This window comes from Actinophytocola sp. (genome assembly GCF_035634895.1).
Taxonomy (GTDB): domain Bacteria; phylum Actinomycetota; class Actinomycetes; order Mycobacteriales; family Pseudonocardiaceae; genus Actinophytocola.
The window spans coordinates 46,722-69,852 of sequence record NZ_DASQCC010000234.1; the positions used below are offsets into that span (position 1 = coordinate 46,722).

General features: G+C 68.5%; 19 protein-coding genes and 1 pseudogene. 15 read left to right on the plus strand and 5 right to left on the minus strand.

Annotated elements, in window-relative coordinates:
* The first annotated feature begins 149 nt into the window (after positions 1 to 149).
* Entirely contained in the window at positions 150 to 1,943 is a 1,794-nt protein-coding gene (locus VET29_RS36350; RefSeq protein ID WP_324929410.1) for a carboxypeptidase regulatory-like domain-containing protein, read from the plus strand.
* A 109-nt stretch (positions 1,944 to 2,052) separates the two neighbouring features.
* Positions 2,053 to 2,571 (plus strand): tyrosine-type recombinase/integrase, encoded by a 519-nt coding sequence (locus VET29_RS36355; protein ID WP_324929412.1) that lies wholly within the window; start codon positions 2,053 to 2,055, stop codon positions 2,569 to 2,571.
* Between the two features lie 506 nt (positions 2,572 to 3,077).
* Here VET29_RS36355 and VET29_RS36360 read toward each other — a convergent pair.
* A complete protein-coding gene (locus VET29_RS36360; RefSeq protein ID WP_324929414.1) occupies positions 3,078 to 3,422 on the minus strand; it encodes a hypothetical protein in 345 nt (114 codons plus the stop codon).
* Between the two features lie 47 nt (positions 3,423 to 3,469).
* Entirely contained in the window at positions 3,470 to 3,790 is a 321-nt protein-coding gene (locus VET29_RS36365) for a hypothetical protein (RefSeq protein WP_324929416.1), read from the minus strand.
* 1,143 nt (positions 3,791 to 4,933) lie between these two features.
* On the opposite strand from VET29_RS36365, the gene VET29_RS36370 reads away from it, so the two are divergent.
* From VET29_RS36370 to VET29_RS36380, 3 genes are all read left to right on the plus strand, one after another.
* Positions 4,934 to 5,329 carry a hypothetical protein gene (locus tag VET29_RS36370; RefSeq protein WP_324929418.1) on the plus strand — a complete coding sequence of 132 codons (396 nt, stop codon included), beginning with the start codon at positions 4,934 to 4,936 and terminating at the stop codon, positions 5,327 to 5,329.
* Between the two features lie 246 nt (positions 5,330 to 5,575).
* Entirely contained in the window at positions 5,576 to 6,226 is a 651-nt protein-coding gene (locus VET29_RS36375; RefSeq protein ID WP_324929420.1) for a transposase, read from the plus strand.
* 85 nt (positions 6,227 to 6,311) lie between these two features.
* The gene (locus VET29_RS36380; RefSeq protein ID WP_324929422.1) at positions 6,312 to 7,274 is read left to right on the plus strand and encodes a transposase; all 963 of its coding nucleotides are present in this window, start codon (positions 6,312 to 6,314) and stop codon (positions 7,272 to 7,274) included.
* Positions 7,275 to 7,608: 334 nt separating this feature from the next.
* On the opposite strand, the gene VET29_RS36385 is transcribed toward VET29_RS36380, so the two are convergent.
* Positions 7,609 to 8,241: an RICIN domain-containing protein gene (locus VET29_RS36385; protein WP_324929424.1), complete on the minus strand. Its 633-nt coding sequence runs from the start codon at positions 8,239 to 8,241 to the stop codon at positions 7,609 to 7,611.
* A 271-nt stretch (positions 8,242 to 8,512) separates the two neighbouring features.
* On the opposite strand from VET29_RS36385, the gene VET29_RS36390 reads away from it, so the two are divergent.
* From VET29_RS36390 to VET29_RS36435, 10 genes are all read left to right on the plus strand, one after another.
* On the plus strand, positions 8,513 to 12,352 hold the full coding sequence (locus VET29_RS36390; protein WP_324929426.1) for an SGNH/GDSL hydrolase family protein: 3,840 nt from the start codon (positions 8,513 to 8,515) through the stop codon (positions 12,350 to 12,352).
* 55 nt (positions 12,353 to 12,407) lie between these two features.
* Positions 12,408 to 16,124, plus strand: a complete 3,717-nt coding sequence (locus tag VET29_RS36395) for a hypothetical protein (protein ID WP_324929429.1) — start codon at positions 12,408 to 12,410, stop codon at positions 16,122 to 16,124.
* Positions 16,125 to 16,515: 391 nt separating this feature from the next.
* Complete coding sequence (locus tag VET29_RS36400) at positions 16,516 to 17,025, plus strand: hypothetical protein (RefSeq protein WP_324929431.1); 510 nt, start codon at positions 16,516 to 16,518, stop codon at positions 17,023 to 17,025.
* Positions 16,968 to 17,219: a hypothetical protein gene (locus tag VET29_RS36405; protein ID WP_324929433.1), complete on the plus strand. Its 252-nt coding sequence runs from the start codon at positions 16,968 to 16,970 to the stop codon at positions 17,217 to 17,219. The genes VET29_RS36400 and VET29_RS36405 overlap by 58 nt, the downstream gene beginning before the upstream one ends.
* Before the next feature lie 309 nt (positions 17,220 to 17,528).
* Entirely contained in the window at positions 17,529 to 18,677 is a 1,149-nt protein-coding gene (locus tag VET29_RS36410; RefSeq protein WP_324929435.1) for an IS3 family transposase, read from the plus strand.
* Between the two features lie 504 nt (positions 18,678 to 19,181).
* Positions 19,182 to 19,580, plus strand: coding sequence for a hypothetical protein (locus VET29_RS36415; RefSeq protein ID WP_324929437.1), 399 nt, complete (start codon positions 19,182 to 19,184; stop codon positions 19,578 to 19,580).
* Entirely contained in the window at positions 19,577 to 19,861 is a 285-nt protein-coding gene (locus tag VET29_RS36420) for a hypothetical protein (protein ID WP_324929439.1), read from the plus strand. The genes VET29_RS36415 and VET29_RS36420 overlap by 4 nt, the downstream gene beginning before the upstream one ends.
* 67 nt (positions 19,862 to 19,928) lie before the next feature.
* Positions 19,929 to 20,240: a transposase gene (locus VET29_RS36425; RefSeq protein WP_324929441.1), complete on the plus strand. Its 312-nt coding sequence runs from the start codon at positions 19,929 to 19,931 to the stop codon at positions 20,238 to 20,240.
* A complete protein-coding gene (locus tag VET29_RS36430; protein ID WP_324929443.1) occupies positions 20,237 to 21,160 on the plus strand; it encodes an IS3 family transposase in 924 nt (307 codons plus the stop codon). Before VET29_RS36425 ends, VET29_RS36430 begins: the two co-directional genes overlap by 4 nt.
* Positions 21,161 to 21,196: 36 nt before the next feature.
* The gene (locus VET29_RS36435) at positions 21,197 to 21,595 is read left to right on the plus strand and encodes a DUF2637 domain-containing protein (RefSeq protein WP_324929445.1); all 399 of its coding nucleotides are present in this window, start codon (positions 21,197 to 21,199) and stop codon (positions 21,593 to 21,595) included.
* A 16-nt stretch (positions 21,596 to 21,611) separates the two neighbouring features.
* Here VET29_RS36435 and VET29_RS36440 read toward each other — a convergent pair whose 3' ends face one another.
* Together VET29_RS36440 and VET29_RS36445 are read right to left on the minus strand one after the other, a co-directional pair.
* Positions 21,612 to 22,817, minus strand: coding sequence for an McrC family protein (locus VET29_RS36440; RefSeq protein WP_324929447.1), 1,206 nt, complete (start codon positions 22,815 to 22,817; stop codon positions 21,612 to 21,614).
* Positions 22,814 to 23,131 (minus strand): annotated as a pseudogene (locus VET29_RS36445) (DUF4357 domain-containing protein); the annotation flags it as partial. The pseudogene VET29_RS36445 and the gene VET29_RS36440, both read right to left, overlap by 4 nt.

Sequence of the window (23,131 nt, forward strand, 5' to 3'; positions counted from 1 at the left end):
TGGACGAAGCGTTGGCGGATGGCGCGGTCGCCGCAAGGGGTCAGCACGGTCATCGCCCGGGACCGACAACTGCGGGTCGTTCTTCGTGGTCGCGGCACGCTGCCGCGGATAGCGTTCGCCCCATATGTCGCTTGATGTCTGGGGGAGTGATGAGACGGGTGATACCGCGTTGTGTGGTGACGCTGGTCGTCGTGGTGCTGGGGATGGCGGGGTTGGTCGTGCCGGCCAGCGCGGCGAGTGTGGGCATCGAGGGTTTCGTCACCAACGTCAGGACCGGAGCGCCCGTCGCCGGCGCCTGGGTCGAGGCATACAGCTCGGTGACCGGGAACTCGGGCGGGGCGAACACCGACGCGTCCGGCCACTTCGACCTGTACTGGTTGACGCCGGGCCGGGAGTACCGGATCAAGGTGATCGCCAACGACTACGTCGAGCAGTGGTCGTTCGGCAAGACGAGTTACGCGGACGCCGACCCGGTCACCTCGCCGGGCACGGCGTCGATCGCGTTGACGCCGCTGGACTACGGCTCGCTCGCCGGTCGGTTTGTGACCAGTGCCGGCGCCCCGATGCCCGACAGCCTCGTGGAGGTCTACGACCTGAGCCAGAACCGGCTCGACGGGACGAGCACCGACGCCAACGGGTCGTTCCGGTTCGGTCGCCTGCTTGCGCGCGGCTACAAGCTCCACTTCCGCAGCTCGACAGGAATTCCCCAATGGACGGGCCAGAAACGATCGTTCGACGCGGCCGAGGTGATCACCGTCGCCCCGGACAACGAGACCACGATGACCGAGACCATGTTCGAAACCGGCAACCTGGAGGTCACGGTCGTCGATGACGTCACGGGCGAGCCGGTGGCCGGTGCGACGGTGAACGGCAACGACTGGCAGGACCTCGACGTCAACATCAGCGGTGTCAGCGACACCGACGGGCGGGTGGTGTTCACGGGCATCATGCCGACGACCTATCGCCTGGCCTCGCAGCCGGACGGCTACCTGTTCAGCACCGTCGAGGAGACGGTGGTGCGCCCCAACGAGACCACCACGGTGATCCTGTCGCTGACCGCCAAGACACTGCTGACGATCAGCATGCGGGACGCCCAGACCGGCGCGGCGGTGCCCGGCGCCTGTGTCGTCGTGCTGGACGAGCAGGCCCGCGGCGTGGTCCAGCCGGAATCGAACTCGGTGTGCGCGGACGCCCAGGGCAACATCCGGCTCGACTACTACTGGCCCGGTCGGTACCGAGTGTTCGTCTACACGACCGACGGCGTGCACGGCAGCCAGTGGGTCGGTGCCGGCGGCGGCACCGGCGACCTGGCGCAGGCGGCCTGGTTCCAGCTGGCCAGCCACCAGACCACGGACATGCCGGTCCGGCTGGACCCCGCCGGTTCGATCAGCGGTGTGGTGACCGCGGCCCAGAACGGCGCCCCGGTCTCGGGCCTCTGCCCGTCGGTGACTCCGGTCGCGACCTGGTCCTTCACCCCGGTCAACACCCGGTGCACCGGGGCGGACGGGCGGTACACCATTGACAACCTCGGCCCGTACGAGTGGCGGGTCCAGTTCCCCGACTACTCCGGCGCCTATGCCTGGGAATGGTCGGGTGGCGCCGCCGATCGCTTTGCTGCACAAGGCATCGCCGTGCGACCGGGGCAAGCCGCCACCGCCGACGCCAGCCTGCCGGCCGCCGGGAAGCTGACCGGGCACGTCACCGGTGCCGACATTCCGCTGCAGTTCGTGTACGTCGTCGCCGCGAACGCGCGGACCGGTGACTGGGCCGCGCCGGAAGCCAGGATCAGGGCCGGAGCCGAGTACACCCTGTCCGGTCTCGCCACGCAGCAGGTCAGGCTCGAATACCAGGGCAAGGGCGGCCCGGACGGCGGTCCGCGGCACTACCCGGATCCCGTGGACGTCACCGCGGGCAGCACCGTCGTGCTCGATCTGCCGGCCTGACCGAGGACCGTGCCTGCCACGCCGTGCGAGTACAGCGTGGCAGGCATCCCGACCGTCACGCGCACATGAGCAGCCCCGCAGGTCCAGCAGACCTGGGCGCCGGCGCGGCGTGAAGTGGGAGGACCACGTCGATCTCGAAGCGGACCCGCCGACGATCATCGCGGGCGAGAACACCCGCACGATCGTGTGGGGCGACGAGGGTGGCGAGGTCGAAGAGAAGGGCGGGAAGACCGAGAACCGGGACCGCACGCTGCCTCTCCCCCTTCGAGCCGCCGCCGCGCTGCGCACGTTCAAGGCGCGGCAGGCGAAGGAGCGCCTCGCCGCCGGTGAGGCGTACGAGGCCAGCGGCTATGTAGTCGTTGACGAGCTCGGGCGGGCGGTCCGCACGGACTGGCTCCGGCGACGGGCGTACGAACTGATGGACGCGGCCGGTGTGCGCCGAGTGCGGCTATACGACGCGCGGCACGCGTGCCTGACGTTCCTGCGGATGTCCGGCGTGCCGGGGCCGATCGTGTCGGCGTGGGCGGGTCACGGCGACCTGACCATCGCAGACCGGGTGTACGTGCACCCATCGGCGGAAGACCTCCGGCAGGCGAGCGCCGTGCTCGAGGGACTCCTCGGAAGCTAGATCAACTTCATAGCGTGAGATTTTGTGAGATCCGAAGGCCCCGAACATGACTCAGGGCCCCTCTCGCGGATCACGAAAGAGGCCCTGACCTGCGCAAATGTCGGTCGGGCTGACAGGATTTGAACCTGCGACCCCTCGACCCCCCAGCCGCAGAAAGCTAAGTGCTGTGCTCGGGGATCGTCCGTCCAGCTCACGGAGAAGCATACCGCACCCAGTTTTCGGGTTCAGCGACTTCCCCACCAACACCGACATAGACACCGTTTGGTCAAGCAGAGTTTCGCTGGTCAAGCCGCACTTCTTGCGTCGAGGGTACCTCAGCATGGGCGCGAGGGCTGGTACTAGGGAGGTCTCGTCAGACACCTGTTTCTCAATGCAGGGTCCGACGATGCCACCGTGTCAGGCACACGAACGCTGTGCCAAATCAAGACCTCCGGAGACCGGAATACCAACGCGGCCAGCCCGATACTCTGCGGTGGCGCAGGCAGCAGGCGAAGCCGTCGCGCCAGTCAAACAGCAGGCGTTGCGCCGTCAACACCTTGAAATGTGCGGAACTTGGCCGGGAGATCGTCGAAGAGCTGGCTCGCGGCCTGGTACCGCTCATATTCAGCACGCAGGTTCGGACACCATGTCTCGCCGAGCACCAGTGCGAGAGGCAGGACATACGAGCGGACAGCGGGATCGTCGAGTCCGACGTCCTTCATGCCGTTGAGGAGCGACTCGGTCAGCTGCCAGCGCTGGCCAACGCTCTGGACGACGTGGCGAGCCAGGAGGTTGAGGTCCTGACGGGCGGCGTCCGGGGCCAATGCCAGCTGGTCGACCAGCCTCGTGTGCCCGATGAGCGTGTGCAGCAACGTTCCCTCGCGGTCCTACAGGCGAGCGGTGCCGTCCCGCGACCCGGTCACCAACCGTCCATCCGCCTCGAACGCGAGAACCTCCACCGCAGCGCGTCGTGCCCAGTGAGCGAGGACGAACCGGCACGCGAGCCGTCCTGCGATGCCCACCCAGTGAGCGTGCTGACCAGGCGATCCCGGTCGGCACCGCCAGCGTTCTCGTCGAGGCCGTCCACCAGCAGCAACCATCGGCAGCCCGCGACCCGTTCCTGGACGGTCCGCGTGGTCGGTGGGGAAACCACCAGCCGGTTGTACTCGGCGGCCGGGCTCTTCGCGAGCGCCTCCGGGAACGGCAGGTCCAGCCGTGTCGCCAGCTCGCGTGCCGGCAACCGCAGCGGGACGACCGGTTAGGCCAGCGAGGCCGTCTCGGGATCTGCTTCCCCGCAGAGCCACTACTGGCCACCATCGCGGCCAACCGCAACGACAGGGTTGACTTGCCCTGGCCGGGACCACCGGGGACGAGCAACAGTCGTTCTCGTCCAACGCCTTCCGGACCGTCCGCGCCGGCGGACGGACAGCCACGCGCATGACCGGGCGGCTCGGTGCATCGACCAACTGGCCCCTGCTGTCAAGGATCGACGCCGGACGTTGATGCTCCGACAGTGGCTCGTCCACGCCGCTGCCGAGGTCCTGGCGCACGTACACGATGTCCAGCGACGGCCGGCGGGCGCCGGGAAGCCGGTAGGGCAGGTCCTTCGCCGCTTCGACTTGCGCCTGCAGGAGAAACCGTACCTCGTCCGGGAGGGCAGGTACGTCGGCCCAGCCGGACGGCGGTGGCGTGGCCGGAGCGGCAGTGTCATCCTTGCTCGTGCCGACGTGCACGTGTATGCCGCCGTAAACGGTGTGCCTGGACAACGGCGCCGCGCACCGCGCCGGTGAGACGATTCGTGGCATCCTGATATGCCCGCCAAGGGTACCCGCTTCGCCGGGAGACGAGGCACAGGACAAAAAGTGGACAGAATGCCGCCAGGGATACCGCAGGCTAGTGTTTTTGTTCCACAGTGGGAATGTCGTTTCGCTCGCTGATTCCGGGAGTTGTATGTCCGACGTTGATGATTCCGTCGGCGGCGCCCGGCAGCGCGAGCCGATCGCATTGCCGCCGTATCGGGCAGTGCTTGTGGTTGACGCGAAAGAGTTCGGCCGCAACACCGACACCAACCAGGCGTTCCTCGCCGACATGATCCCAGACGTCCTGTCGCTCGCGTTCGAACAGGCCGGACTCGGCGAGGTCTGGCAGAACGCATTATTCCCGCACAACAGCGGCGACGGTCTCGGCATCGGGTTCGACACCCGCCACCTCCCCGCCGTAATCAGCAAGTTGTTCGACACACTGCAGGACGTACTGGCCCAACGGGACCGCCGCCTGCGAGAGCGGAGCCGCGACGTGCGCCTGCGCATGCGGGCCAGCCTCCACGTCGGTTCCAGTCCGAGAGCAGGGGACCGACGGGCACTCGGCGGTCATCGGCACCACGGTGGTCAACACGCATCGCCTGCTCGACGCCCAAGCCGTGCGCGACCTGCTCACCCAGTCGGACCCGGAACACACCTTCCTCGCAGTCGTCCTGTCCCAGCGGGTGTTCGACGACGTCGTGGCGAGCGAGCACGCGACGCTGCCGCCGTCGCGCCTGGCGCCGACGACGGTGCACGTCAAGGAGTTCACCGGCGTGGTCTACCTATACGTCCCCAACCTCAGCGGCGACCTACTGGCACATGGCGTCGACGAGCAGCGCGCCACACCCGAGTTTGCCGACGACGCCAACGAACCCCGGCCAACCCACATCAGCAACGTGATCCGCGGCGGCACGCACTCCGGAACCACCATCCAGGTCGGCCAACTCCGCGACGGCATCCACCGCGCGATAAACTGACCGACGCGCCACTCCGCCACGGTGGGACGGTTCCGGGTGGGCAACTACTCGGCGATGTACAAATAACGGCCAGCCGTCATCCCATGGCTTGGTCCGCCATCACGGGGGAGGCGATCGTCCAGGGAATTCACCACAACAGCGTTGCCTAAGCTTGACTCTGTCGGTGATCTTGGTTTCAGGGTTCGGCACGTGATCAATAGCATGATCGACCTCGTTCGAAGGTCGATGTAGCTGCCGAGGTGCCCGTTGTCCGTTCGTGTCCGTTCCGGTGAGCAGGTTCCGTCTCTGACCGCGCAGGTTGCGCGGGCGAGTAATCCGGGCGGTACGACTGCGATGTGGGTGAAGGATCGGCTGAACGGGCTGTGGCGTGACGAGGACTTCCTCGACTGGTACCCGCGTGATGGGCGTCCTGGTCTCTCACCAGCTCAGTTGGCCACGGTCTGCGTGTTGCAGTTCCTGCTTGATCTGTCGGACCGTCAGGCGGCTGAGGCGGTGCGCTGTCGCATCGATTTCAAGTACGCCCTGGCCATGGAGTTGGATGATTCCGCCTTCCATCACAGTGTGCTGGCTGACTTCCGTGACCGTCTCGCCCAGGGTGATCGCGCTGACCGCCTGCTCGACCTCGCGCTGGCCCGACTCAAGGACGCTGGGCTGGTACGTGAACGCGGCACGCAACGCACCGATTCCACCCATGTTCTGGCCGCGGTGCGCGACCTGACCCGGCTGGAGCTGATCACCGAGGCGATACGAGCCGCGTTGGAGGAGGTCGCGGGCGCCGCTCCGCAGTTGCTGGTCGGTCTGGTGGATGAAGAGTGGGGACGTCGTTACGGTCGGCCGGTCCGGCTGGGCAAGAATCCCACCAAGCCCAAGACCAGGATCAACACTTGCTGGCGATAACGCCTTACGGCTACTGGATCATCTCCACACTCATGGGAGGGGCCATGCGTTCGGGCCTCGGGTTCAGACGCTGCGGCAGATCGTCGTGCAGAACTACTACCGTGACGCGGCGGGCCGTCTGCGCTGGCGCACCGACGACGAGGGCGGGCTGCCGCCCTCGTCCCGGGCGATCGTCTCTCCCTATGACTCCACCGCCCGCTACGCACGACGGGGACAGACCACCCGCTGGACAGGATTCCTGGCCCATCTCACCGAAACCTGCTCAACTGAGGGCGCCAACGTGATCACAGATGTGGCCACCACCGCGGTCACGACCAGCGATGCCCAAGCTCTGCCCGGCATTCACACCCGTCTGAAGCGCCGTGGTCTGCTGCCCGCCGAGCATCTCGTCGACGGTGGTTACACCTCCCTGGTCCACCTGGAACACGCTGCCCGGGAACATCAGGTCACCGTCACCGGGCCGCTGCCGGGCAACCCCACTCGCCAGCACCGCCGCAACGAAGGCTTCGACCGAGACGACTTCCGCATCGACTTCGATCGCCAGCAAGTGACCTGTCCCCAAGGGCAGGTCAGCAAAGGCTGGCATGGCCCCTACCCAACCTCCTCACCCACCGCCGCCCCGCTGATCGTGGCGCGGTTCACCAAGGGCCAGTGTCAACCCTGTCCGGTCCGCAGCCAGTGCACCACTTCCCGTGACGGCGCCCGGAACGTGGGCTTTCCCCCGCGAGAACTCCGCGAACTGCAACTCCGCGTCCGCGCCGAGCAGCACTCGCCCGACTGGCATGCCCGGTATGCGGTCCGTTCCGGAGTGGAAGGCACCGTCAACGAGTTCGCTCACGGACACGGCATGCGTCGCTGCCGCTACCGAGGACAGCCCAAGGCCCACCTGCAACATGTGTTCACGGCGATCGCCGTGAACATCGAACGCCTCAGCGGCCTACCACCGTCCGGCGAGGCCATCCCATCCCGGCTGCCGACCGCCTTCCAGGATTTCCTGGACCAGCACGAGATCCCTCGACTCAAGTCCTGGCGGGCCGTCAGCAGCTGACCTCGACACAAGCAAGATCACCGACAGAGTCAAGCTAGCGGGGCGACGGCGATGACCGACCGGTCGAACAGGCGGGGTCGATCAGATCTCGGTGGCAAGTCCCCGGTGCGGAACACTGTCGCAATCATGCTCGGGCCGCCCCAGCGGCTCACGGCGGAAGTCCCCGACTTCGCCGGCCGGAACCATGCTGCGCCGAGCCTCGACAACCGCGACAGAGGCGAGGGACCGCGGCGTCGACCAGGCCAGGGGCGCCGACGCCCGCCCGGGCGCTACGTCACCTCGCCGCGACTGGCCTGGAGTGTGCGCAGGTTCGTCGCGGCGAGGGAGAGGTGTGTCAACTCCAGTTGTACTCGAACCAGAGTTGGTTCGGGTTGCCGAAGCAGTCCCACTCGATGATCGCGGCGTTGTCCTGGGTGGCCCAGCCGCCGACCTCCATGCAGAACTGGGTAGCGGCGTTGGTGTACAGCTGCAGGTTGGCGACGGTTCTGATCCACTGCTGGTTGGCGAGGCCGGTGTAGCACGGCATCTGGATGACGGCCGAGCCGCGGGTGAAGCTCCACAGGTCGAGGCACTTGCCGGTGGCGCCGTTGCCGATCAGCAGGTACGCGACAGAGCCGTCGCCGCCGGCCTGCCAGACGTACCAGGCCTGGGAGGCCCAACCCTTCAGACACTGGTACTGAACGGCTGCGGCGAGGTCGTCGTAGCCGGTCATGTCCAGGCATTTCCCGCTGTGCCCGTTCCGGTAGGTGTACGGCCCGGCCCAGGACCCCGCCAGCCGCTTGCCGTTCGCGTCCACCGGGATCGGTGGCGGTTGGGGCGTGGCGTTGGTGGCTGACCCGGTCAGGGGGTGGCCCAGGTCCGCGGCCGCCACCTGAACCAGTGCGCCGAGCCCGAGGAGGGGCATGAGTGTGGCCAGGGCGACGGCGGCCCAGGTTCTCCGTCTGCCAGGACCTTTTCTGGTGAACATCGGTACTCCCTCTCTTCTGTCGGTTGGGGCCGGCTGTCGAGGCGCCCGTCGGGTTGACGAGTACGAGCGGTGGCGAGAGCCGGCCCACCGCGCCTGAAGCTAATGACCGGGCGTTGTCCAGGTGGGCGGGAGCGACACTGAACGACATCGCCCGAACAACCGGTGTTCGGCGGTTGTCGTTCGGTGCCTCGAGCCGGTCGCTGAACATCGTTCGCGCGATATACCGACTTCGGTCGCCTGTCCTGGCGCCCCAGGCAGAGGAGGGGAAGGTATGCACGTGGGTTCTCGGCATCGGCACAGATGCCGCGGGAGGTTCGCGGTCCCGCTCGTCGCGACGGTGCTCGCGTTGACCGCCGTGGTCCGGCCCGCCGTCGCGGAGCCGGACGCGGTCCCGGCACCGCCGTCCAGCGAAGCCGCGCCGGCGGGCGTTCCCGCGGGGGAACGGGCGCGAGTCCTCGGTCCCGACTGGCAGCAGTCCAGTGACCGGGTGGTGGTGGAGGACGGCGATGCCACCGGACTGCACCTTCTCGTCGCTGACGCGAAGGACGGCTACCAGTGGCGGACCGCGGCCACGCTCACCGAACAGGGCGTCGACACCGACCAGTGGATCGGGCAGCACTGCCTCAGCTCTTCCGGCCGATACGCGGTCGTCGTCTACGCCCCGCGCCAAGCCGTCAACCACGAGGACATGTTCCGCGGCGGTGGGCTGGCCGCGATCGTGGACCTGGATCGCGGTTCGGTCCGCAAGCTCCCGTTCCCGGTCTCCCTCGCCTACTACAACCCGGGCTGCGGTGCCCACGAGGACGCCGCGTTCACCCGGAACTTCTTCGCCGGCGAGAAGTACGTCTCGCAGTTGCGCACGGTCGACCTCGCCACCGGCGAGGTCACCAGGACGATCGAGGCCCCCGGACAGCTGACGTCCGCGGTCCCGTACCGGGGTGGCATGGCCGTCGCCACTTCGGCAGGCCCGGCGACCGTCGACGACCAGGGGCGGACGAAACTGCTCGCGCCGACGAACGGCAGTCCCTTCCGGCTGACCGTGGACACCGGCGACGGCCTCGGCTACGAGACCCGGACCGACCACACCGAGGTGCACCGCTTCGACGGGACCCGCGACGCGACGCTCGCGAGCGTGCCGCTGGACTCGGTGCAGCTGCACCAGGTCGGCGGACAGGTGTTCCTGCAGGGCAAGGCGAGGATCACCGCGCCGCACGCGTGGCGGCAGGTCGACGTCTCCCCGGAGGCCGAGTTGTCCACGACGGGCGCCCTGGCGGTCACGTCGGTGGACAACCACCGGCAGGGGGCCGGCGCCGGCAATGACGAGGCCCGGCAGATCTCCATCCAGGCGGACGCACTCGCCACGCGGGTGCCGGCGGCGTTCACCGTGACCCCCCAGGCCGTGGACGCCGCGGCGGGCTCGGCGCCTTCGCCCGCACTCGGCGGATCGGGTGCGGAGTCCCCGCACCGGAGCGCGGCCGACCCGGCCACCGACACGACGGACCCGAACCGGGGTTGCGCGGTGGCGCGCAACGACCCGAAGATCGAAGCGCTGCAGCCGACACCCGCGATGGGTGAGTGGGCGGCGGACCTGGCGGTGAAGAACGCGCTCACCGTGCAGCGGCCCGCCCACTGGAACGGCTCCGACCTGCCGGCCTACACGCCGCAGGGCATGTTCCCGTCGCACCCGCTGACCGGCGGGGGTCAGGTGCCGGTGCAGATCCTGCTCGGTGTCATGGCGCAGGAGTCGAACATGTGGCAGGCGAGTCCCCACGCCACGGACGGGGAGAGCGGCAACTTCGAGATCGGCGGCTTCTACGGCAAGAACGTGGGCCTGGACACGGTGAACTTCAACAACGTCGACTGCGGCTACGGCGCCACGCAGGTGACCACCGGCATGTCGGTGCGGGAGGGCAACACCGTCTACACACCGACCCAGCAGCTGGCCATCGCCGTGGACTACGCCGCCAACATCGCGGCCGGTCTCCAAATCCTGCAGGACAAGTGGAACCAGCTGCGCGGCCTCGGGCTGATGGTCAACGACGGCAACCCGGCCTACCTGGAGAACTGGTGGTACGCGCTGTGGGCGTACAACACGGGCTGGCACAACCAGGGCGCGGACGCCTCCGGCCAGTACGGGCTCGGTTGGACCAACAACATGGCCAACGAGGACCTGCTGCTGGACCGGCACGGCTACCTCGACGCCACCTATGACGACGCGCGGCATCCCAACCACTGGTCCTACCCCGAGCGGGTGATCGGCTGGGCCCGGCACGCGTTGCTGCGGCTGAACTGGAAGACCGGCGAGTACGGCGCCGCCTACCGGACCGGGATCTGGGGCGCCAACGTGACAACCCCCTCCCGGCCACGGTTCGGCGAGTTCTGCACCGCGGCCGTGCAGTGCGACATGGCGCAGATCCACAAGCCCGGCGAGTATCCGGACGACCCCGGCAGCCACTGCCTGCGCGACGACCTCAAGTGCTGGTGGCATTCCTCGGTCGTGTGGACCACCTGTGCGGCCAACTGCGGGACGGAGAACCTCGCGTACCAGCCCGGCGCGCCGGAGCCGTCGCCGGCGAGCAGGAGGCTGTACAACCCGGACTGCTCGACGAACGGCCTGCCCGGCAACGCGTTGATCGTGGACGACGTGCCCGCCGGGGTGCAGACGCAGACCGGCTGTGGGAAGACGTGGGTCAACCACGGCACGCTCGGCTTCCGGTTCAGCGCGGACCCGAACGGCAAGTACGTGTCGAAGATCGACTTCCACCAGCTCGACACCGGGTTCGGCGGCCACATGTGGTTCGCGCACACGTGGGGGCCGGACGTCGTGGACGTCAGGCACCGGATCGAGGGCACCTGGACGCTGGACCAGCAGCTGGGCGGTTGGGCCCGGGTGCTGGTCTACATCCCCGACCACGGCGCGATGACACCGCAGGCGGTGTACCGGGTCGGCGGCACGGACAGCACCAGTCCGAACCGCACGATCGTGGAAGGCAACTACCTCGACGACAACCGGCGGCCCGCACCGGGGCACTGGGAGTCGTTGGGGGCGTTCAACTTCACCGGCACGCCGACGGTGACCCTGGCCAACACCACCACGGGCGTGCTCAACGCCGGTTGGGCGGACAGCGACGGGGAGCGGGCCGTGCCGTGGGACGCGGTCGCGTTCGTGCCGCTGGGCCGCAAGCCGGCCGACCAGGTCGTCGCGCTCGGGGACTCCTACGCCTCCGGGGAGGGCGCGAGCAACGACCCGGTGGACGGGGCGTGGGACTTCTACCGCTCGTCGGACCACGACGGCACCGACTCCCACGGCGACGACCGGCGCTTCCGGGACGCCTGCCACCGCTCGCCGAACTCGTGGTCGCGGCAGATGCGGCTGCCGAACACCACGACGGCCGTGGGTACCCGGGCCGACACCCTGGACCCAACGCTGACCTACCACATGTCGGCGTGCAGCGGCGCGACCACGCCGAACCTGAAGGTCACCACGTTCGGCCAGTACCAGGAGGGGTCGCAGGTGGACCAGGGCTTCCTGGACCAGCACACGACGCTGGTGACGCTGTCGATCGGTGGCAACGACGCCAGGTTCACCGACATCATGACCCGGTGCACGCTCGGCACCATCGACCTGTGCCAGAACACCACCCTCGACGGGGACACCAAGCCGCTCGCGCAGGCCGAACCCGAGCGCATCAACGGCCCGGTGCTCGCCGGCATCGAGAAGGTCCTGGCAGGGATCCACCGGCTCGCGCCGAACGCCCGGATCCTGCTCATGGGGTATCCGAAGCTCATGGAGAACGCCGGGGGTTGCATCCCCGGCATCGGCACCGGGGAATACCCGTGGCTCGTGCAGATGGGTGACCTGCTGGACCAGACCATCGCCAAGGCCGCGCTCTGGGCGGACACCCAGGGCTACGGGGTCACCTACGCCGATCCGCGTGCCGCGTTCAACGGGCGAGGCGCCTGCGCGGACGACGCACTGATCCACGGCGTCGTGCTGCCGCTGCCGGCCAACCTCACCAGGGGGGAGGACGGCCTCAGCCAGCAGAGCCTGCACCCCAACACCGCGGGCGCCTCGGTGTATGCGGGGGTGGCCACCGAAGCGCTGCGCTGACATCGCAGGTGGACAGAGCTCGCGGGAGACTGGAGAATGCCGTCGGGGGTGGGGGATGCCTCGACGTGAACAGCAACTGCCGCAAGGGGACGAGCCGTTGTTGGCTTTCGCCGCGGACCTGCGCGCACTGCGGGCGAAAGCGAACAGTCCGGCCTACCGCGAGCTCAGCAGGCGTGTGCACTATTCGGCCGCGACCCTGTCCGAGGCCGCGTCCGGTCGGAAGCTGCCCAGCCTGGCGGTGACCCTGGCCTACGTGCGCGGCTGTGACGGCGACGTCGTGGCATGGGAACGCCGCTGGCGTGAGCTGGCCGCGGCGCTCGTCAACGAGGCCGCACTGGTACAACGGGACGACCAGGACCCGCCGTACGTCGGGTTGCGGGCGTTCGAGTCGGAATGCGCGGCGAAGTTCTTCGGCCGCGCACGGTTGACCGGCGAGGTCCTGGCGCGCCTCGCCGAGCACCGGCTCGTCGCGGTGTTCGGACCTTCCGGGGCCGGCAAGTCCTCGTTGCTCCGAGCCGGCGTGATCGCTCATTGGCGTGGACCGTCCCGGGACGTGGTCCTGTTCACGCCAGGGCAGCACCCACTGCGGCACCTCGACCCGCTCGCGGACCACGACGACACGCTGGTCGTGGTGGACCAGTTCGAGGAGGTGTTCACCAGCTGCACGGACGCCGCGGAGCGGGCGGAGTTCATCGCGCGGCTGGTGGACCTCGCCGAGGAGCCGGGTGGCCGGTACCGGGTGCTGCTCGGCGTGCGGGCCGACTTCTACGGCCACTGCATGGACTCACCCGAGCTGCTCGCACACCTGGCGGACGCCCAGGTGGCGGTCGGCGCGATGACCGCCGAGGAGCTGCGCGAGGTGATCGTCGAGCCGGCGGCCCAGGTCGGTGCGCGGGTGGAGAGCGCGCTGCTGACCACGCTCGTGGCGCAGGTGAGCGGGCACGCCGGCCTGCTGCCGCTGTTGTCCCACGCCCTGCTGGAGACCTGGCGGCGACGGAACGGGAACACGGTGACGCTGCGCGGGTTCCAGGCCGCGGGTGGTATCGACGGCGCACTGGCCAAGACCGCTGAGGATCTCTACGCGGGCTTCTCGCCCGAGCAGCGGCTCCTGGTTCGGCACCTGTTCCTCCGGCTGACCGCGCCCGGCGATGGCGTCGGCGATGTCAAGGCCACAGTGGACCGGGACGAGCTCGATCCCGACCCCGAGCTGACGTTCGTGCTCGATCGGCTCGCCGAGGCCCGGCTGGTGGTCCTCGACAAGAACTCGGTCGAGATGACACACGAGGCCCTGCTGCGGTCGTGGCCGCGGCTGCGTGACTGGCTGGCCGAGGACCACGACGGCCGACGCGTCCACCGCCAGCTCGCCGACGCGTCCAGGACCTGGGAGTCGCTGGACCGCGACCCCGGCGCGCTCTACCGCGGGATTCGGCTGGCGTCCGCGCGCGAGTGGGACGACCGGACCAACGAGCGGCTGACCACACGGGAACGGCAGTTCCTCGACGCCAGCGTCGCCGCACTGGAACAGGACGCCGCGCGGGAACGGCGACAACGCCTGCGCCTGCGACAACTCGTGGCGGTCCTGTCCGTGCTCCTGGTCGTGGCGATCGCCGCGTGCGGGTACGCGTTCCACTCCGAGCTCGACGCCGGCGAGCAACGCAACATCGCGGTGTCCCAACGGGTCGCGACCGAGGCGGCTGGGCTGCGGGCCGCGGATCCCGCGCTCGCCGCGCAACTGGCGCTGGCCGCGTACCGGCTCTCGCCGACCCCGCAGGCGCGCGGCTCGCTGCTGAGCACACTCGTCGCCCCGTACGCGACGCAGCTCCGCCGCCACACCAGCGCGGTCGGCGCGGTGGCCTACTCGGCCGACGGCAGGTTGATGGCCACCGCGAGCATGGACCGCACCGTCCGGCTGTGGAGCGTACGGGATCCCCACCACGCCAGGGAGATCGCCACACTCGTCGGGCACACCGGCGGGGTCAACGGGGTTGCCTTCGGGCACGGCGTGCTGGCTACCGTGAGCTGGGACCACACGGTGCGGATCTGGGGCATCACCGACCCCCGGCGCCCCGCGGAGCCGGTGACCCTCCTGGGGCACACCCTGGGCGTGAACGCGGTGGCGATCTCGCGCGACGGACGCACGCTGGTGTCCGGCAGCTCGGACCACACCGCACGGCTGTGGGATCTCAGCGACCCCCGGCATCCCGTGCCGGCCGCCGACCCGATCACGGCGCACTCCGACGAGGTGATCGCCGTGGCGTTCCGCGCCGACGGCAAGCTGCTCGCCACGGCGAGCACCGACCGCACGATCCGGCTGTGGGACGTGTCCGATCCCCGGCATCCCAGCGCCGTCGGAGCGCCGTTAGCCGGGCACACCGACAAAGTCGACGCGATCGCGTTCAGCCCCGACGGGCACGTGCTCGCCAGTGGTGGGGGCGACCGCACGATCCGGTTGTGGGACGTCACGGATCCCGGCAACGCGGTGCAGACGGCGTCGGTCCTCGCGCACTCGGACGCGGTCCGGGCGCTCGCCTTCGCGCCGGACGGACGGTCCGTGTCGAGCGCGAGCCTCGACCGCACCATCCGGCTGTGGAACGTCCACGGCGGCGGGCTGACCGAACTCGCCACGTACACCGGGCACGCCGGTGCGGTCTACGGCGCCGCGTTCAGCCCGGACGGCCGCACTCTGGCGACCACCAGCGAGGACCACACCACGCGCCTCTGGGACATGGCCGGATCGCTCCTCAGCGGACATACCGACGCCGTGTACAGCGTCGCGCTCTCCCCGGCCCGTAAGGCACTGGCGACCGGCGGCTACGACGGCACCATCCTGGTGCGCGGGATCACCGACCCGGCGCATCCGGACGAGGCGACGACCGTCACCGGACACGGTGGGCCGGTGAACTCGGTCGCGTTCTCGCCGGACGGCCGCATCCTCGCGTCGGCGTCCGCCGACCACACCGTGCGCTTCTGGGACACCCACGACGCGCGGCACGTCACGAGAATCGGCGAGCCGTTGACCGCGCACACCGACGCTGTGAACAGCGTGGCCTACAGCCGGGGCGGCACGCTGTTGGCCACCGGCGGCAGCGACCGGGCCGTGCTGCTGTGGGACGTGCGCGATCCCCGGTCACCGCGAGCGCTGGCATCGCTGGGCATCCCCGCGGGTATCGACCAGGTCGCGTTCAGCCAGGACGGGAACCGGCTCGCGGCCGCCGGCGACGACGGCCAGACCCGGATCTGGGACATCAGCGACGTCGCGAACACACGCGACCCCGTCGTGCTGGGCGGACACAGCGGCGCCGTGAAGTCCGTGGCGTTCAGCCCGGACGGGCAGCTGCTCGCGACCGCAGGCGCCGACCGCACCATCCGGCTCTGGGACCTCGGGAACCCGGCGCACGAGATCGACCCGATCGCCCAGGTCGACGTCGTCTACTCGGTGGCGTTCGGCGACCGCGGCACGACCCTCGCCACCGCGGGCGCGGACCGGCTCGTGCGGTTGTGGGACATCAGGGACCGGGAGCACCCGGCCGAGCTGGCCGACCTCGACGCGCACACCGACCGGGTGTACTCGGTGGCGTTCGGCCCGGACGGACACACCCTGGCCAGCGCGGGCGAGGACCACACCGGACGGCTGTGGGACACCGACCCGGAGATCGCCGCCACCCACGTCTGCGCGGTGGCCGACCCACCACTCAGCCGCGCCGAATGGGACCGCTACTTCCCGGGCATCGCCTACCACCCGCCGTGCCAGGCCGGGACACCGTCACGATGACCGGTCCGGCGACTCCACCAGGCGCGGAGGCCGTGCCGGCAGGCGACGCCGTGCCCGCCACCGCGCGGCGACGGGCGGGTTCGGGACGCACAGGTGATGTTCCGCGGGGAAACCTTCCCGTTGTCCGGGCAGGTTCGGCGCGCCGCCGCGACCGTCCCCCGACGGCGGCGCCAACCCCGCGTACCCCGCGTACTCGGCAGGCACGTGCCATGGACCTGACCATCGCCTGCGGTGGCACGCGGTACGCTGCCGGCGCGTTCGGGACGGGCGACCGGTACCGTCGCGTGGCCTGGCTTCCGCTGGCGTCACCGGCCAGGCCGCCTACACGCTGGAGGGCAGGGTACTCGATGCGGCTCCACGGTTCGGCGGCAGCGACGCACGGTGCTCTGTGGTGACCGTCGCTCCCGTGGTGGCATTGGGGTTCGCGGTGGGCGGGGCGGTCGGCTACGGCGCCGGCTCGGTGACTCAGGCCCTCACCGCCCGACGCAGTACCGGCACCTTGCACACCCTGCGCCAGCCGCTGTACCTGGCCGGGCTCGGGTTCGACCTGCTGGCCTGGCTGGCCTCGGTCGTGGCACTCCGCACCCTGGCGGTCTACCAGGTACAGGCCGTCCTCGCGGGCTCCCTCGCGGTCACCGTCCTGGGTGCCCGCGTCCTGCTGGCCGCTCGGCTCCGGCGCCGCGACAGCGTCGCCGTCGCCGTCGCCGTCGCCGTCGCCGTCGCCGTCGCCGTCCTCGCGCTCGCCGTTCTGGCGTTGTCCGCGGGTCCACAGGACCAGATCCAACCCTCGGGCGCCGTGCGGTTCGGTCTGGTCACGGCGGCGGTCCTGGTCGCGGTCTGCGGATGGGTCGCCGCGCGGGCCGGTTCACCCGGCACGAGCGCGGCCCTGGCCGGCCAGTGACCTTCATCAGGTATCCAGACGGCGTGAGCGGGGAGCAGTTCTTCGAGAAGAACGTTCCCCACGGCGCGCCCTCCTGGCTGCCCCGCGTGGAGCTGGCTCGGCGCGGCTCCCGAGGCTCCGGCGAGTCAATCATCTATCCCCTGCTCGAGGAGCTCAGGGACCGTTTGGCGGCGTTCCGAAAGAGCGCGTCATGAGGGCTACGACTGGCAGCACAACCGCTGAGGGCCAGTACTGGAGGTGACTGTGTGGCCTTACTACTGGCCTCAAAGGTGTAGATCCTCTGTCCGAACGGGTTGCGGTCCACGAACCCCGTGAGATCACAACGTGATCGTGGGTCTGTGCTGATCGGTGTCCTGGTTGAGGAGTCCGAGATCGAGGAGTCCCAGATCGGTCACGCCGGTCAGGATGAACCGCCCAGGGTTTGATGGAGGCTCTGATGTGCCCCGAGTTTTGCGGAGTCGGGTTGCTGGACTTCATGCTGATCACCCCCAGGAGAGGTCGGCATGCCCAGGAGTTACCCGCCGGAGTTCCGCAGCAAGGTCCTCGACCTGCTCAAAGCCGGCCGTACCGTCGCCCAGGTCGCGCACGACCTGCAGATCAGCGACCAGACGATCTACACCTGGCGCCGCCAGGCGCTCGTCGACGCCGGACAGGAACCAGGGCTGACCTCGGTGGAGAAGGCCGAACTGGCCTCGGCCCGACGTCGGATCGCCGAACTGGAGACCGAACTGGCGATCCACCAGCGTGCCACCGAACTGCTCAAGGAGGCGGTGCGCCCAAAAGCCCGCTTCGCCGCGATCGTGGCGATGGCCCAGGAGGGGCTCCCGATTCAGACCGCCTGCCGGATCCTGGGAGTGTCTGAATCAGGGCTGCACGCCTGGCGTGGTCGGGCTCCGTCGGCCCGCTCGGTGCGGCACGCCTGGCTGACCGACCTCATCAGGCAGGTCCACGCAGCCTCCAATGGGGTCTACGGCTCGCGACGGGTTCGCGCCGAGCTGATGCTGGGTCGGGGCATCACGGTAAGCCACGGCGCGGTCGAGATGCTCATGAGACGTGCTGGTATCACAGGCCTTCCGGGCCGCAAACATCGACGGCCCCGACCGGATACGGCTACCGCGACCGATCTGGCCGACCGCGATTTCGTCCGCATCGCGCCGAACCAGCTGTGGATCACCGATATCACCGAGCACCGCACCCGTGAAGGCAAGGTCTACTGCGCCGTGGTGCTGGATGCCTTCTCCCGCAGGGTAGTCGGCTGGTCGATCGACAGCCGCCAGGACGCCGCGTTGGTGACCAACGCGCTCGGCATGGCCCTGCACAACCGCGAGGCCGCGGCGGACACGGTGATCCACTCCGACCACGGTGTCCAGTACACCTCATGGGCTTTTACCTTACGTGCCAAGGAATCCGGGCTGCTGCCATCGATGGGTTCGATCGGCGACTGCTATGACAACGCGATGATGGAATCGTTCTGGGGCCGGATGCAGACCGAGTTGCTGGACCGCCAACGCTGGCGCACCCGCATCGAGTTGGCCAACGCGATCTTCGAGTACCTGGAGATCTTCCACAATCGGCAGCGTCGCCACAGCTCCCTGGGCATGCTCACCCCGATCGAGTATGAAAGGCTTCACGCAGCCCCAAGCGTGGCATGAAGTCCACCGAGCCGACTCCACGAAATCCAGGGCACATCAGAGCCTCTACCAACCCCGGATGAAAGCTACCGACATCACCAAAGTCCCGGTGAGCTACTCGGCCTCGACGACAGCCTCTGACCAAGACCGTGCCTGTTCCCGCCCGCCTGCCAGCCAGGTCCCGCCACCAGAAGGCGCCTCGTGGACGCGGCCGATCAGGCCGCCCTCTCACCGAACCATGTGTACAAAATGTGTACGAGACCAGTTGTCGATCTTGTTCCAGGACACCTATCTGGGCAGCAAAAAGGGCCGTCTACCTGCGTAAACGACCCTTTGCCCGGTCGGGCTGACAGGATTTGAACCTGCGACCCCTTGACCCCCAGCGGGGCAAGGGCGCTCCGCAGGGATCCGCGCCGGTCCATCCGGCTGGTCAGCGTCCGGAGATAGTCCAGGTCAGGGCCTCCAACCCAGACCCGTCCGCACCGTCCGTGAGACGTGCGTGAGACGGGCGCGATTGGAGAGCCCATGTCGATCCGCACGCCCAATGACATCACCCAGCGGTCGATGACCGAGCTGGTGGAGCAGTGGTCCAACGCCCGAATGCGAGCCTTCCTGGCCACCCACGCCGAGCAGCGGGACCCCGACCCGGATGACCTGTTCACCGAACTCGCGTACGGCACCCGCATCTCCCAGGAGGCCACCTGCGGACGCTGGTGCGCAGTCGCCGACCTGCTCCGGGCCGGTGCGGCGGACTCGTGGGCACAGATCGGCTCGGCGATGGGCTTGACCGAGACCGAAGCTCACGACGGATTCCACGCCTGGATCACCAGCCAGCTCGACCTCCAACGTCGCACCGGCATGATCGGCCTTACCGACACCGAGGCGGCGAAGCTGTACCAGCTGGCCAAGGTGGTGACCGGGTGACCACCTCAACCAACGGACAGCTCGTCGACCAGGTACGCGAAGCCCTCGATGCGGCCCGGCAAGCTGGCCAGCCGACTCCCGGTCGCCCGACACTCGTGCGGCTGACCGGAGCAACAGATCACGCCGTACGCAAGGCGCTGGCGGAGCTGGCGACCAAGAACGCCGGCGCTGGTGACCCTGGCGATACCGCCTCACCAACCGACCAACCATCCGTCACCAGCCGTCCAGCCGCTGGCGGACGGCTGGTGGCGTGGGCAGGCTTCGTGTTCGGATCGGTCTGAGGTTCCCCCGGTTGTCCGGAGACTTCCAAACCAGGTTTGATCTTGTGAACCGAGGAAGGAAGTCATCGTGGCTGCGCCCAAGAAGTACCCGGATGAGCTGCGTGAACGGGCGGTGCGTGTGTACCGGGAGTCCGAGCCGAAGCCGGTGATCCGCAGGCTGGCTGAGCAGTTGAACGTGCATCCCGAGGCGCTGCGGAACTGGATCCGCCAAGACGAGGCTGACCAGGGCGAGCGTGCTGATCGGCCGACGACCGACATGATCGCCGAGAACCGGCGGCTGAAGCGGGAGAACGCTGAGCTGCAGCGGGTCAACGAGGTGTTGCGGGCGGCCAGCGCTTATTTCGCCTCCGAGATCGACTCGACCCGGAGGACGTCATGAGCTTTATCGACGCCCACACGTTCTCGGTCGATCTCGTGCTGCGGGTCCTGGGCATCCCACCGTCGACCTACTACGACTGGCGGGCCCGCCAGTCCGCGCCCAGCCGACGGGCGCTGCAGGACGCGCACCTGTTGGAGATGATCGTCAAGATCCGCACCGCGCACGAGTTCGCCGGTACCTACGGATCCCCGCGGGTGTGGCTGGAACTGCGCCGCCAAGGGGTCCGGGTGGGTCGCAAGCGGGTGGAGCGGATCATGCGCGAGCACGGCCTGGCCGGCGCGTTCTTGCGCAAGGGTTGGAAAGGAGGCTCCACCCGACAGAACCCGCGCCACACCGCCGCCCCGGACCTCGTCGACCGGCAGTTCGACGCCGACGAGCCGAACCGTCTGTGGGTAGCCGACCTCACCAGAATCATGACCGGTGAGGGGGTGCTGTGGCTGGCCAGCATCCGCGATGCGTTCTCCAACAAGGTCGTCGGCTGGGCCACCGCCGCCCGCGCGGACACCGAGCTGGTGCTCTCCGCGCTGGGCTACGCCCTACGCTCCCGCGACGTCCGCGACGGACAGCTGACCCATCACAGCGACAAGGGCTGCCAATACACGGCTCTACGGTTCACCCAGCGCCTCACCGACGCCGGCATCGCGCCGTCCACCGGAAGCGTCGGTGACAGCTTCGACAACGCGCTCGCCGAGAACCTGTGGTCGACCCTCAAGACCGAGCTGATCTACTGGCCCGCCACCACGTTCACCACCCGCGCCGAAGCCGAAGCAGCGATCCTCCGCTACATCGACGGCTGGTACAACCCCCGCCGCATCCAGGAAGGACTCGGCGGGCTCTCTCCCGACGAGTTCGAACAGACACGGCATATCCGCCAACAGACCCGCCCGGCTACGCTCCCAGCCGAGCCGGACGAATCCTGACAACCAAGTCTCCGGCAAACCGGGGGAACCTCAGTCATGTCAGTCGCGGCAAACGTGCTGCACACCTGGCTGCCAACAGCCGACCAAGCACCAGGCTGGTCACCGGCCGTGGCGGCACAGATCGGCGCTGCGGTGTGGCCCATCGGACTGCTGCTGTCGGTGGAGGTGCTCTCCCGCGTGCGCTGGCCACGAGGCTTGCAATGGGCACTCGCCCGCTTCGCCGGCACTGGCGCCGTCGCGCTCGGTTCCGCGATCATCTCCTATGGTCACCTACGCGACGTACTCCTGGCGTGGCAGTACGACCCCCTGGCGGCCGCTGTCGGCCCACTGGTACTCGACGGCCTCATGGTGATCTCCGGCTTCGCCCTCCTGGCGATAAGCAGCACCAGAAGTGGCCGTGCACGAGAGACCAGCGGTCGCGACCTCGCCAGCTGAGAGAAGAACACCGAGACTACCTGCCACGCGCCAAACCCAGGCTGGACCAGGCTGTCGTGGCCAGGTGGTCAATCTGGCCCAGCAACTGCTGGGGCCGCACGTCCAGATCAAGAGGGTATTCGGTGATGGTGATCGACGAGTTTCGAATCCGCCTCGGCGTGTTGGCTGATGTCCCGCTGGCATAGACAAGCCATGCAGCATCTACGTTGAGCGCCGTGCAGTACGCCAGCATCTGGTAGTGGTCGTGGTTCGGGTAGCGGCCGCGCTTGTCTTCCAACTTGTACTTGGCGTCCACGATGATCTGAGGCACTCCGTCCACGGCGTGAACGACGTCGACGTTCATCGTGACCACGCTGTCGGTGTCCAATGTGGTCGCATACTGCCCGATAGTCGCACCTGGACGGGAGGCCCATGCCTCACGCAGTGCCACGGTCACGAAGTTCTCGAACACCACGGCCATGTCAACCACGAAGGCAGCGACGGGGAGTCCGCCGAGACCCACTTCAAACGACGACGTGTTTAGCACCAGCTTGGCCAGGCGCAGCGCAGAATGGTAACGAGCGTTGAGCCGGTCTGACCGCCACTGCGGAAGGGATGCATTCGGGATCAGCGAGGACACGCCGTCGAGCCGACCATCGAGATGCCGCAGGCGGGCACGGAGCCCGGCGCTCACCCGGGGAACTGCCAGCATCCGGCGGAGTGCCGCCCGCAGTAACTGGTTCTCAGGGGTGTCCACGGAATACTCGTCGTAAGTGATCTCCAGTGGTAGCGGGATGCCATGCCGTCGTGCTATCTGGTCACCGACGCGGACGCGGCCACGCAGCACGGTACTTGCGTCCTCCTCGGTGACATACCCCAGGAGCACACCACCGGCAAGTGCCCGTTCAGTATGACGACACAGCGTTTCGGCAACCGCTGGCCACAAGTCCTCGTCCTCGATCCCGTCCACGTTTTCCGGTCGGAAACCTGGGTTGGCTGCGTAACCGAGCATGAACAGCAACCGCGCGATGCTGACCTTGGGAGTAACGACCACGTCCACATCGCCAATATGCACGGCCCCGACCCGCCGCGCTGGCAGCAGTCGAACCGTGCCGGGACCCTGTGGCCGAGCCTTCACTAAGCCTGTACCGCGTAGGCACGCGACCTGGACCGGATCGAGTTCGGCAACCACCCCTGTGCGGTCGTTCTCCGCCAACACATAACGCACCGCGCCTGCCATCATGCGGTGGTGGTGGAGGTCGCGACTCGGCGAATCGCGTCGAGGCCGAATCGCGCATGAACCTGGGACCGGGTGAGCCGGCCATAGTAGTGCTCTTCCAACAGCGGCAGGATCGAGTACTCCCACACCAGCGCAAGCCCGCCATCCCGGTCGGCGTCAGACTTCATCAGGTACGACGGACCAATCTTGAAGTCCCGGTCCTCGGCGTCGATTGCTGCGTTGAGCGAGGCAAGCAATAGCGCACGGTTGTCGTTCTTGCCGGTGGCCGTAGCCCACCTCGCCAGCAGGTCACGGACTGGGGGCTCGTCAGGGTGTAG